Source organism: Enterobacter sp. C6, from assembly GCF_008122455.1.
GTDB classification, from domain to species: Bacteria; Pseudomonadota; Gammaproteobacteria; order Enterobacterales; family Enterobacteriaceae; genus Enterobacter; species Enterobacter pseudoroggenkampii.
In genome coordinates this window covers 1-12,413 of sequence record NZ_QPFW01000151.1, presented here as the reverse complement: position 1 = coordinate 12,413, position 12,413 = coordinate 1, and the positions used below count along the sequence as shown (strand labels likewise).

General features: G+C 55.1%; 13 protein-coding genes. 6 read left to right on the top strand and 7 right to left on the bottom strand.

The features are described 5' to 3' along the window. From potH to nfsA, 6 genes are all read right to left on the bottom strand, one after another. Nucleotides 1-821 (bottom strand): putrescine ABC transporter permease PotH (gene potH, locus DOU50_RS03565; protein WP_148768829.1); only part of this gene is annotated, 821 nt, incomplete at its 3' end. A gap of 9 nt (nt 822-830) precedes the next feature. Then, nucleotides 831-1,964, bottom strand: coding sequence for a putrescine ABC transporter ATP-binding subunit PotG (potG, locus tag DOU50_RS03560; protein WP_148768830.1), 1,134 nt, complete (start codon nt 1,962-1,964; stop codon nt 831-833). 102 nt (nt 1,965-2,066) lie between these two features. Then, entirely contained in the window at nt 2,067-3,179 is a 1,113-nt protein-coding gene (gene potF / locus DOU50_RS03555; RefSeq protein ID WP_024907856.1) for a spermidine/putrescine ABC transporter substrate-binding protein PotF, read from the bottom strand. A gap of 351 nt (nt 3,180-3,530) precedes the next feature. Beyond that, nucleotides 3,531-4,007, bottom strand: a complete 477-nt coding sequence (locus DOU50_RS03550) for a YbjN domain-containing protein (RefSeq protein WP_003858385.1) — start codon at nt 4,005-4,007, stop codon at nt 3,531-3,533. A gap of 63 nt (nt 4,008-4,070) precedes the next feature. Further along, the gene (rimK, locus tag DOU50_RS03545) at nt 4,071-4,973 is read right to left on the bottom strand and encodes a 30S ribosomal protein S6--L-glutamate ligase (protein WP_045908436.1); all 903 of its coding nucleotides are present in this window, start codon (nt 4,971-4,973) and stop codon (nt 4,071-4,073) included. 69 nt (nt 4,974-5,042) lie between these two features. Continuing rightward, complete coding sequence (gene nfsA / locus DOU50_RS03540) at nt 5,043-5,765, bottom strand: nitroreductase NfsA (RefSeq protein WP_024907858.1); 723 nt, start codon at nt 5,763-5,765, stop codon at nt 5,043-5,045. 184 nt (nt 5,766-5,949) lie between these two features. Between nfsA and DOU50_RS03535 the strand changes: the two genes are divergently transcribed. After that, nucleotides 5,950-6,219, top strand: a complete 270-nt coding sequence (locus tag DOU50_RS03535; RefSeq protein ID WP_006809455.1) for a GrxA family glutaredoxin — start codon at nt 5,950-5,952, stop codon at nt 6,217-6,219. A 35-nt stretch (nt 6,220-6,254) separates the two neighbouring features. Here DOU50_RS03535 and DOU50_RS03530 read toward each other — a convergent pair whose 3' ends face one another. Continuing rightward, a complete protein-coding gene (locus tag DOU50_RS03530) occupies nt 6,255-6,629 on the bottom strand; it encodes an inner membrane protein YbjM (protein ID WP_024907859.1) in 375 nt (124 codons plus the stop codon). A gap of 273 nt (nt 6,630-6,902) precedes the next feature. On the opposite strand from DOU50_RS03530, the gene DOU50_RS03525 reads away from it, so the two are divergent. From DOU50_RS03525 to DOU50_RS03500, 5 genes are all read left to right on the top strand, one after another. Further along, nucleotides 6,903-8,588, top strand: coding sequence for an aspartate:alanine antiporter (locus DOU50_RS03525; protein WP_014169303.1), 1,686 nt, complete (start codon nt 6,903-6,905; stop codon nt 8,586-8,588). Nucleotides 8,589-9,194: 606 nt separating this feature from the next. Beyond that, on the top strand, nt 9,195-9,902 hold the full coding sequence (locus DOU50_RS03520) for a hypothetical protein (RefSeq protein ID WP_148768828.1): 708 nt from the start codon (nt 9,195-9,197) through the stop codon (nt 9,900-9,902). 221 nt (nt 9,903-10,123) lie between these two features. After that, nucleotides 10,124-10,603: an Hcp family type VI secretion system effector gene (locus DOU50_RS03510; RefSeq protein ID WP_061715679.1), complete on the top strand. Its 480-nt coding sequence runs from the start codon at nt 10,124-10,126 to the stop codon at nt 10,601-10,603. A 223-nt stretch (nt 10,604-10,826) separates the two neighbouring features. Next, a complete protein-coding gene (locus DOU50_RS03505; protein ID WP_061098756.1) occupies nt 10,827-11,147 on the top strand; it encodes a metalloregulator ArsR/SmtB family transcription factor in 321 nt (106 codons plus the stop codon). 40 nt (nt 11,148-11,187) lie between these two features. Continuing rightward, a partial coding sequence (locus tag DOU50_RS03500; protein WP_148768827.1) for an arsenic transporter occupies nt 11,188-12,413 on the top strand: 1,226 nt, incomplete at its 3' end.

The following is a 12,413-nucleotide window of genomic DNA, read 5'->3' as shown; positions in this document are numbered from 1 at the left end:
AGCACGCGGCCAATCATGATGCTGTCCGGACCACCGAGCAGTTCCGGGATCACAAACTCCCCCACCGCCGGGATAAAGACCAGCATCGACCCGGCGATGATGCCGCCTTTGGTCAGCGGGACAATGACGCTGAAGAAGGTTTTTAACGGGCGCGCGCCGAGATCGAGCGACGCTTCCACCAGCGAATAATCAATACGCGTCAGCGCCGTGTAAATCGGCAGCACCATAAACGGCAGATAGGCGTACACAATGCCGATATAGACCGCGAGGTTGGTGTGCAGGATCGTCAGCGGCTGATCGATAACTCCCAGCCACATGAGAAAGTTATTCAGCACGCCGTTGTTTTTCAGGATCCCCATCCAGGCGTAAACGCGGATCAGGAACGAGGTCCACGACGGCAGGATCACCAGCAGCAGCAGGATGTTACGCGTCGACGGCTTGCTGTGCGCCACCGCCCACGCCAGCGGGTAGCCCATCACCAGACAGCAGAGCGTCGAGATCGCCGCCACCTGCAGTGACTGCAGATAGGCTTCGAAATAGAGCGGGTCGTCGGTGAGCTGCAGGAAGTTGCCGAGATTAAGCGTCAGCGTCAGCTGCCCGTCGGCCCAGTCCAGCAGGTTGGTATAGGGCGGTATCGCCCGCGCCATTTCCGCCAGGCTTATCTTGAAAACAATCAGGAACGGCAGCAGGAACAGCAGGATCAGCCACACGTACGGCATGGCGATCACCAGCTTGCGGCCGTGTTTCATCTGCATGCGCGTCAGTAAACCGGCAATGGCACCCGGCTTTTCTACGCGGGCTGGAGGTTCAAGTGTGCTCATGATCGCTCCTTATACCGTCAGCACGACGCAACTGTCAGCGTCCCAGCACAGGCGCACTTCGTCGCCCCAGGTCGGCTGTCCCTTGCGATAGCGATGTTCGTTCTGCAGCTGCGCGCTGAGCATCTGCCCACTTTTCAGGCGCACGTGGTAGATGGACAGATCGCCCAGATAGGCGATGTGCACCACTTCGCCCACGGCAAAGTTATAGCCATCGGCAGGCGGATCCTCACAGAGCATGATTTTCTCCGGACGCAGCGCGACGTAGACCGGCACGTTATCCACCACCGAGTTATCAGGATCGACCTTAAGCGGATGCTGCAGCCCCGGCGATTCGATAACCAGGCCATCCTCCTGACGATCTTTCAGCAGCCCTTCGAAGACGTTAACCGAGCCAATAAACTCCGCACTGTAGCGGGTGGTCGGATGCTCATAAATCTCTTCCGGCTCGCCAATCTGCACGAACTTGCCGCGGTTCATGATCGCGATACGTCCGGCCATGGTCATGGCTTCTTCCTGGTCGTGGGTCACCATCACGCAGGTCACCCCCACGCGCTCGAGGATATCGACCACTTCGAGCTGCATACGGTCGCGCAGTTTTTTATCCAGCGCGCCCATCGGTTCATCAAGCAGCAAGAGTTTCGGGCGTTTTGCCAGACTGCGGGCCAGGGCCACGCGCTGGCGCTGGCCGCCGGAGAGCTGGTGCGGCTTACGCTTCGCGAACTCCTGCATGTGCACCAGGCTCAGCATCTCGGCCACGCGCGCGGTAATTTCCGCTTTCGGCAGTTTGTCCTGCTTCAGGCCAAAGGCGATGTTCTGCTCCACCGTCATGTGCGGGAACAGCGCGTAAGACTGGAACATCATGTTGATCGGGCGCTGATACGGCGGCACGCTGGAGAGATCCACACCGTCGAGCATGATCTGCCCGGCAGTGGGCTGTTCAAAACCGGCCAGCATACGCAGCAGGGTCGATTTACCGCAGCCAGAGGCCCCCAGAAGGGCAAAAATTTCGCCTTTAAAGATCGTCAGGCTGACGTCGTCCACGGCATGCTGGCCATCGAAAGATTTGGTGAGGTTACGTATTTCAAGAAGCGGGGTCAGCGCTTTACGGACTTTCGCCTGCGGGCGGGGGATCGCGTCATTCACGGGGTGTTCTCCGGTAGAGATCAAATCATGGTGCAGGCGCACCAGAACGGTGCGCCTGTTGCCGGACACGCTTCGCTTGCCCGGCCTGTGACTCACGGTAACTTATTTACCGCTTTTCACCTTGGTCCACGCGCGGGTACGCACGCGGTCGATTTTTGGATCCTGTACTTTCAGGGTGAAGAGCTTGGCGAACACATCCGCTGGCGGATAGATAGCCGGGTTATTGCGGATCTCTTCGCTCACCAGCGGCACGGAGGCCTTGTTACCGTTCGCGTAGTAAACGTGGTCGCTGATGTGGGCGATCACGTCAGGACGCATCAGGTAGTTGAGGAACTGATACGCTTCGTCTTTGTTTTTAGCGTCAGTCGGCATCGCGAAGACGTCAAAGAAGGCCAGCGCCCCCTCCTTCGGAATGAAGTAAGAGACGTTCACGCCGTTTTTCGCCTCTTTCGCGCGGTTAGCCGCCTGCCATACGTCCCCTGCCCAGCCGATCGCGACGCAGATGTCGCCGTTTGCCAGGTCGTTAATGTACTGGGACGAGTGGAAGTAACGAATGTTTGGACGCAGCTTCAGCAGCAGATCGGTCGCCGGACCGGTGTAATCATCGGCTTTACTGCTGTTCGGGTCTTTGCCCAGGTAGTTCAGCACGGTGGCGAAAATCTCTTCCGGCGCATCGAGGAAGGAGACGCCGCAGCTTTTCAGCTTCTCAAGGTTTTCCGGCTTCAGCACCACGTCCCAGCTGTCCAGCTTCACGTCCGGGCCCAGCACCGCTTTGACTTTATCAACGTTGTAGCCGATACCGGTAGTCGCCCACAGGTAAGGCATGGCGTATTTGTTGTCCGGGTCATGCTTAGCCACCAGCTTCAGCACCTCCGGATCGAGGTTTTTCCAGTTCGGTAACTTGCTCTTGTCCAGCGGCTGGAAGACGCCTGCCGTCAGCTGACGCTCCAGGAAGCTTGCGGAAGGCACCACGAGGTCAAACCCGGTGCTGCCCGCCATCAGTTTTCCTTCCAGCACTTCGTTGGAATCGAACACGTCATAGACCACTTTAATGCCGGTCTCTTTTTCAAAATTTGCCACCGTGTCCGGCGCAATATAGTCAGACCAGTTATAAACGTGCAGCGTTTTTTGTTCCGCAGCGAGCGTGCCGGCAGAGACGGCCATCAGAGCACCCGCAACCAGACCCGATAACCATTTTTTATTCAAGGCGATCATAGTGTTATTCCTTCTGAAAGCTCGTTAACAAACGAACTAAAACTGTGCAATCTGAAGATATGCAATAATCATGCATAGTTTGTCGCTCTGCCCAAAATAAAAAGAAACCTCTTTACCCGGCAGTTTCCGCTCGCTTTTTTAAGCATCGCAAGAATAACTGTAGCCCGTGTCCCCGGCTATAGCCCAGACGAAAAAACGCCTTTTATCAATTTTTTATGCAGGTTATGTCTACGTGATAAGCCGAAACGGCCTTCAGGGAGGTGAATAATTCTTTAAAGAAAGGTTAAAAGCAGCAGAAAAAATGGCCTTCTGCAGCCGCCATGGCAGCGACTGCGCAAAAGTCAGACAGGCTTAGTGAAGAAAATTGGGAGATGCATCATTATTCTCTGCATCATCTTCCGCGCTATACAGCAGATGGTGTGCATTGGCTTCCATCATCACCATCGAAATTTGCTCTTCGCTCAAGCGCATAAACCAGGCGAACTGCTTGAACGACAGCCCTGCCCCGGAGAATAAAGACTGGCAAACGACCAGTTTTGGCAGATTATCGTCCTGTATGTCGAGAAATGCCTTCACCGTCAAAGAACTGGCATTGATGGCCGACAGGTCGGAGGCCAGCGCCAGCAGCGCGGACGGCTTCACTTCGGCCAGCGCGGAGAAAAGGATCACGTCGTTAATGAGATCGATTTTGGCATCGAAAATGCCGTCGAAATTCTGCATATGAGGCAGATGCAGCGCCTGGCAGGAATCGCATTCGAAGAACGTAATTCCGGCATCATCAAGCCATTGACGTAACGTATCCAGTGTAGGTACGACCTGTAAATCCATCGCGATGCAGCCTCTTTAATAAAAACTTCGCATAGGGTACTCAAAAAGCGCGCGGTAATCCATTTAACCACCCGTTTTCAGACAGTAGCCCGGCGTGGCATGACGCTCGATCCATAAGATCATTTTACCCGCAATATCGACCCCGGTGGTTTTTTCCACGCCTTCCAGCCCCGGCGAGGCGTTCACCTCCATCACCAGCGGCCCGCGCGTCGCCCGCAGAAGATCTACACCCGCCACGTCCAGTCCCAGGGTTTGCGCGGCTTTCACCGCAATTTCCCGCTCGCGGTCGCTGATATCGGCTACACGCGCGACGCCGCCGCGGTGAAGATTAGAGCGGAAATCGCCCTCTTTCGCCTGACGCTCAATGGCTGCCACCACCTCGTTTCCCACGACGAAGCAGCGGATGTCGCGCCCTTTGGCCTCTTCAATATACTCCTGCACCAGAATGTGGGCATTCAGCCCGCGGAAGGCGTCAATCACGCTCTCCGCTGCCTGACGCGTCTCCGCCAGCACCACGCCAATGCCCTGGGTGCCTTCCACCAGCTTGATCACCAAAGGGGCGCCGCCAACCATGTCGATCAGATCGCTGGTGTCGTCCGGTGAATGGGCAATCCCCGTGACGGGGAGATCGATCCCCTGACGGGCAAGGAGCTGCAGCGAGCGCAGCTTGTCGCGGGCGCGGGAAATGGCAACGGATTCGTTGAGCGGATAGCTGCCCAGCATCTCGAACTGGCGCAGCGCGGCGGTGCCGTAGTAGGTAATCTGGGAGCCGATGCGGGGGATGACCGCATCAAAGTGCGGCAGCTTGCGGCCTTTGTAGTGAATCGACGAGGCGGCCGGGTCGATGTTCATATAGCAGGACATCGGGTCGAGGATCTCAACCTGATGCCCGCGTTTCGCCGCCGCTTCTCTCAGGCGCTTACATGAATAGAGCGTTCCATCCCGGGACAATATGGCAATTTTCACCCTGCACCTCTCTGAAGACATGGAAAAAGCCTGCGTATCATATACGCAGGCAGGCACAGGATAAATGGACTATCGCGTCGCCCAGCCCTGTTTGTGCAGATAATCAAGAATAAACGGGCGATTTTCTTTAATGATGGTGCGACGAATATGGTCGGTCCAGGTATCACGACGGTTATTGCTGCCGCGCGTCATGTAGTAGTTCGCCAGCTCTTCATCGTATTGATTCAGGACATCCTGATCGACCGGCTGGTAGTGGTTTTCGTGCACCAGCATCGCCGCAGGAATGCGCGGCTTCAGATCCGGGTTATCCGCCGGCCAGCCGAGGCACAGGCCAAACAGCGGCAGCACGTGTTTTGGCAGCTTCAGCAGCTCGGTCACGCTTTCGATGTTATTGCGCAGGCCGCCGATGTAGACACCGCCTAACCCCAGCGACTCCGCCGCCGTGAAGGCGTTTTGCGCCATCAGCGCGGTATCCACCACGCCCAGCAGCAGCTGTTCGGCCAGCCCCAGCTCGGCCTCAGGGCAGATCTGCAGATGACGGTTGAAGTCGGCGCAGAACACCCAGAACTCCGCTGCCTGCGCCACATGCTTCTGCCCGCCGGTCAGCGTCACCAGTTGCTCACGCATGGCTGGGTCGGTGATGCGGATAATGGAGGTGCACTGCAGGAAGCTCGAGCTCGAGGTCGCCCTGGCGCTGTCGATGATCGCGTTACGCTGCGCCTCGGTAATCGGCTCATCGGTGAAGTGGCGAATGGAACGGTGGGAACGGAGCAGGTCAATCGTGGGTGTCATCTTGTCTCTCTTTGTCGTGCTTAATACGTATTGCAGCCAGTATAGGCAATGATTTGCGCGATGTAATTGGCGAAACATAGCCTGACTGTATCAAAGCGACAGGCGAAACCTTCTTTAATGGCGGCAGGTTATCGGGCACTATATGTCCTATTCGCCGTCAGGCTTGTTTTTTGAGGAGAGAGAAATGTTTGCAGTAATTTTTGGTCGTCCAGGGTGCCCTTACTGTGTGCGCGCGAAAGAGCTGGCTGAGAAACTGACCGAAGAGCGCGATGACTTCAACTTCCGCTATGTGGATATCCACGCGGAAGGCATCACCAAAGCGGATCTCGAAAAAACCGTCGGCAAGCCGGTTGAAACCGTACCGCAGATCTTCCTCGATCAGAAACACATCGGCGGCTGCACTGACTTTGAAGCTTACGCCAAAGAGCATCTGGGCCTGTTTGCTGCCCAGTAATGAAATGAAAGGACGCCCTCACCGAGAGGGCGTTTTTATTTGTGGTGCCGTCGGTGCCGAAGCAGACTGCGCACAAATAAGTAGCAGAGCGCGCCAAGGGCGCACCAGAATACGGCGCTCATCAACCATGCCAGTTCCTGCCAGAAACTCCGCGTTGATATATAGAGCAAGCGCATCAGCAGCAAACAGAGCGGCGCGGCCAGCATGGCGCCCAGCAGCGGCTTCACCACCTCCCCTTTACGGGAGAGAAAACTGGCAGCAGCCCCCGGCAGCGTAAAAAAGAGCAGCCCCAGCTCCGGATGACCCGACGCCCTGAATGCACCTTTCACGTTAAAAGCAAGCGACATGCATACGACCGTGAACAGCAAAAAGCAGCTGATCACCCCCGCCCAGTTTCGTTTAATGTTCAAACTATCCTCCTGACTTATCTCTATCAAATACACTTTCGTCGGGTAGACGCCCAGTCAGATAAAGCAATGCGGCAATCCTTGCCAAAGTACGCACAGGGTGATGCGATAATCAGTAGCTGTCAGTAGCTAATGCGATTAAACTACACGCCAGCTAATGTTTTAGGGAATAAAGCAGGAAACAGGGAGCGTTAACGCCTTTCCCTGACCCAGAAAACAGTAGCCCAAAAAGTCCTTTCATTCAACAACTTACTGGTAAACAAGAAGTTAGCCTCCGTGAATATAAACGTCGCAGACTTGTTAAATGGGAATTACATCCTGTTATTATTTGTGGTACTGGCGCTGGGCCTTTGCCTGGGTAAATTGCGCCTGGGTTCAGTTCAACTTGGTAATTCCATTGGCGTTTTAGTCGTCTCCTTATTATTAGGCCAGCAGCACTTCAGCATTAACACGGACGCGCTCAACTTAGGTTTTATGCTGTTTATTTTTTGTGTTGGCGTGGAAGCGGGACCGAACTTTTTTTCAATTTTCTTCCGCGACGGCAAAAATTATCTGATGCTGGCGCTGGTGATGGTCGGCAGCGCGCTGCTGATCGCGTTAGGGCTGGGTAAACTGTTTGGCTGGGATATCGGGTTAACGGCCGGTATGCTGGCAGGCTCCATGACCTCCACCCCCGTGCTCGTGGGTGCCGGTGATACCCTGCGCCATTCCGGCATGGCCGGCGCACAGCTTTCTACCGCGCTCGACCACCTGAGCCTCGGCTACGCCCTGACCTATCTGATTGGTCTGGTGAGCCTGATCGTTGGCGCACGCTACCTGCCAAAACTGCAGCATCAGGATCTGCAGACCAGCGCCCAGCAAATCGCCCGCGAGCGCGGTCTGGATACCGACTCCAAACGTAAAGTCTATCTCCCGGTGATCCGCGCCTATCGCGTCGGGCCAGAGCTGGTGGCATGGGCTGACGGCAAAAATCTGCGCGAGCTGGGGATTTACCGCCAGACGGGCTGCTACATCGAACGTATCCGCCGCAACGGCATTCTGGCGAACCCGGACGGCGACGCGGTGCTGCAGATGGGTGACGACATCGCGCTGGTGGGTTATCCGGACGCCCACGCCCGTCTCGACCCGAGCTTCCGTAACGGCAAAGAGGTGTTCGACCGCGACCTGCTCGACATGCGTATCGTCACCGAAGAGATCGTGGTGAAAAACCATAACGCCGTGGGCCGCCGCCTGGCGCAGCTGAAGCTGACCGACCACGGCTGCTTCCTCAACCGCGTGATCCGCAGCCAGATTGAGATGCCTATCGACGATAACGTCGTGCTCAACAAAGGTGACGTTCTGCAGGTCAGCGGCGACGCGCGACGCGTGAAAACCGTTGCCGACCGTATCGGCTTTATCTCCATTCACAGCCAGGTCACAGACCTGCTGGCCTTCTGCGCCTTCTTTATCGTTGGCCTGATGATCGGGATGATCACCTTCCAGTTCAGCAACTTCAGCTTCGGCATCGGTAACGCCGCCGGGCTGCTGTTCGCCGGGATCATGCTGGGCTTCCTGCGAGCGAACCACCCTACCTTCGGCTACATTCCGCAGGGCGCGCTGAACATGGTGAAAGAGTTCGGTCTGATGGTCTTTATGGCAGGCGTCGGCTTAAGCGCGGGTAGCGGTATCGGCCACAGCCTGGGCGCCGTCGGCTGGCAGATGCTGGTTTCCGGACTTATCGTTAGCCTGGTGCCGGTCGTTATCTGCTTCCTGTTCGGCGCCTACGTGCTGCGCATGAACCGCGCCCTGCTCTTCGGGGCGATGATGGGGGCGCGTACCTGTGCGCCTGCGATGGAAATCATCAGCGATACCGCGCGCAGCAACATCCCGGCGCTGGGCTATGCGGGCACGTATGCTATCGCTAACGTGCTGCTGACGCTGGCGGGTACGCTGATTATCATCATCTGGCCAGGACTCGGATAACTCCTAAGAATGCGCGTGGCGGAAAATATTTTTGTTACGCGCAGAACTTTTTTATCAGGGGGCAGTCATAATTAGTGCCACTGCTTTTCTTTGATGTCCCCAATTTGTGGAGCCCATCAACCCCGCCGTTTTGGTTCAAGGTTGATGGGTTTTTTGTTGCCTGAAAATTACCACTCTGTAAATTAATGCTTTATGCCTCCAGGTTCCCCTGCATAGCGACATCGTCGCGGCAGAACTTTTATATAGCTGTAACAGATAATAAAAAACCAGCCAGCGGCGGGTCTGTATCAGCCAGCTAATTGTTCCTGCAATTCTTTCGGATTTTGGAACGCGCCACTCAGTATTGAACTCATCGATTCGCACTTAAAGCTCCCGATAAATCGTATTTAGATTAAAAAATATCAGGTCATTATCCTAAAAATCCCCTGCTTTTCATAAACATGATCTGCTTTGAACTTCCATATTAGTTACAGGCATACGCTGGAGCGGATAGAAACGCTATGGAGGGGACAGGAATGCAGTTTTCAGGTTCAGTAATAGCAATACCGGTCTTAGGGAATGAAGCAAAAGATCGCACAATTGAACTGAAGTGCGAGGTCAGTAAGCATGTACCATTCTGAAGAGATCATCCGCCAGCTTCAGAGCCAAAAGATACTGGCAATGAAGCTGGACCAGGCGGTACGCGCGGTAGGTGAAGAAGTAAAGAGCCAGCTGAGTAATATAGGTGCCGGTGCCCAACGCCTGCTGTACTACACCTCCTGCTTTACTGATGAATATTACGATGTATGCACCCGACAAAACCTGGAGGATGCTCGCTTCCGAAAGGGCATATTCCATCTCGTTTCTCGCTGGAACATCGTCTTTGACCTAATCAACACGTACGTTGAGGGGCTGGTTAAGGATTATTCCCCGGCAGAATTATCAGCGATACAGCATGCTCTAATGCGCGCTAACGTTTATATATCCACCAGCACGCTAACCTCGTATTCATTCTCTGCAGGCGTCGCATCGACTGTTTGCCTCTATGTGACCCTTCCACCCTCAGGGTTAAAAGTCGTTTCAGGATTAACGGGCGCGGCTATTGGCGGGCTGGGGGTATACGGGGTTGTGCAAAAAGCTGCTGACAGCGCTCATCGCCTGCAAGTGATGCATCCAGCCTACTATCAAGCGTTATACCTGCGAGAGCTGGAGATGATGTATTTCCTGGTGGAGCCTGCGTTTATGCGCGCAGGCGTGCTAACCCAACAGTGGACTGATAGTCAAAGCCCTTATGATTCTGCTGACACGATCCTGAAGCTCATGGGCAGGCACTAATGGGCTTTCTAAGACGCTGGCTCAAATCTCAGGCCCAGTTTTTCTTCTGGACTTATATACCCATCATCCTCGCGTTCATTTTTGGCTATGTCCTTGACGTTTACTTCCCTGAGGTTAGCCAGGGATTCATCCTCCTGTTTTACCTGGTCACACTGGGGCTGGCTTACTGGATATGGCATTGAGGACCATAAAAGCTTCACGTTTACTAATAAGGAAATGACATGTCTACACCCGCACATCTCTGGCTTGAGGACGAGAACGGCTCACCAATTGTTGGTAGCTGCATGATGCCCACCCGTAATGGCTCCATAGAACTGAAATCGTTCTCCCATGGCGTAACCATTCCGGTTGACCCAAGCTGGGGCAAGCTCACCGGCACGCGCGTCCATCGCCCTATTACGATAGTCAAAGAATTTGATCAGACTACCCCACTTCTTTACCGAGCCGTGTGCGAAGGGCGAGTGATGAAGAAGGGGATTATTAAGATGTACCGTATTCTGGAGTCCGGTATCGAGGCCGAATATTTCAATATCGTTATGGAAAACGTTAAGTTCACGACAGTGGCACCCTTCCTGACCCCTAACGGCATGAGCAGCACCCATCTTGAAACGCTCGAATTGCGTTATGAAGCCATCTCATGGAAGTACACGGAGGGGAATATCATTTACCGTGACACCTGGAACGATCGCTGTTGCGCCTGAGCGCAGAAGAGTGTTGAAAGTGAGCAGATAAAAAGAAACCGTTCCAGGGGACGGTTTCGTTCCCATGACTGTCAGGATTGCTCCGGGCAAGCCATAAAGACTATTTTGACCTTCTACAAGCCCTCCATGAGTTTTTCTATCCTTCCTGCTTTTTCCTCTTCTCTCGCCAGCCATAAACACATATGATTTAATGAATATGATAAAAGACATTCAGGATGACCGAATGCTCCACCCGCTCCAGCTCTTCAAAACCCTCTCCGACGAAACGCGGCTCGCCATCGTCATGCTGCTCCGTGAAGCAGGCGAGCTGTGCGTCTGCGATCTCTGCGCCGCCACCGCCGAATCTCAGCCGAAAGTCTCCCGCCATATGGCCCTGCTGCGCGAATCCGGGCTGGTTATCGATCGCCGTGAGGGGAAATGGGTCCATTACCGTTTGTCCCCGAACATGCCTGCGTGGGCGGCTACCGTTATCGACACCAGCTGGAACTGCCTGCGGGAAGAGACGCGCATGAAGCTGAAAAACCGACTTCCGGGCTCGTGCTAACCCAAACACATTCACAAAAACAGATATAATGGAGTAAAAGATGTTTCTGGCAGGGGCTATTTTTCTGTTTACGCTGGTACTGGTCATCTGGCAGCCCAAAGGACTGAGTATCGGCTGGAGCGCGACCATCGGCGCCGTGCTGGCGCTGGTCAGCGGCGTGATTCACATTAACGATATACCGGTCGTGTGGAATATCGTCTGGAACGCCACGGCAACGTTCATTGCCGTCATCATCATCAGCCTGCTGCTGGATGAGTCCGGCTTTTTCGAGTGGGCGGCGCTGCACGTCGCCCGCTGGGGGAACGGTAGCGGACGATTGCTATTTACCTGGATTATCCTTCTGGGCGCAGCCGTCGCGGCGCTGTTTGCCAATGACGGTGCGGCGCTGATCCTGACGCCTATCGTTATCGCCATGCTGCTGGCGCTGGGGTTCAGCAAACAGGCCACGCTGGCGTTTGTGATGGCGGCAGGTTTTATCGCCGATACCGCCAGCCTGCCGCTGATTGTGTCGAACCTGGTCAACATCGTCTCGGCAGACTTCTTTAAGCTGGGGTTCAGCGAATACGCTTCGGTGATGATCCCGGTTGATATCGCCGCGATTGCCGCAACGCTGGTGATGCTGCATCTGTTCTTTCGCAAGGAAATTCCCCCGGAATATGACCTGGCAAAACTGCGTGAGCCCGCACGGGCCATTCGCGATCTGCCGACGTTCAGAACGGGCTGGATCGTCCTGCTGCTTCTGCTCATCGGTTTCTTCGTACTTGAACCTCTGGGCATTCCGGTCAGCGCCATCGCGACCGTCGGCGCGCTGATTTTATTCGCTGTCGCAAAACGCGGACATGCGATAAACACCGGAAAAGTGCTGCGCGGCGCACCGTGGCAGATCGTCATCTTCTCGCTGGGGATGTATCTGGTGGTGTATGGCCTGCGCAATGCCGGGCTGACGGACTCTCTCACAGGCGTACTGAACAGCCTGGCCGGGAACGGATTGTGGGCCACCACGCTGGGAACCGGGTTCATCACCGCATTTCTGTCATCCATAATGAACAATATGCCCACGGTGCTGATTGGCGCGCTCTCCATTGACGGCAGCACGGCAACGGGGTTGATCAAGGACGCGATGATTTACGCCAACGTGATTGGCTGCGATCTGGGGCCGAAAATCACGCCTATCGGCAGCCTCGCCACCCTGCTCTGGCTCCACGTACTGGCGCAGAAAAACATGACGATCACCTGGGGTTACTATTTCCGGACGGGCATCATCAT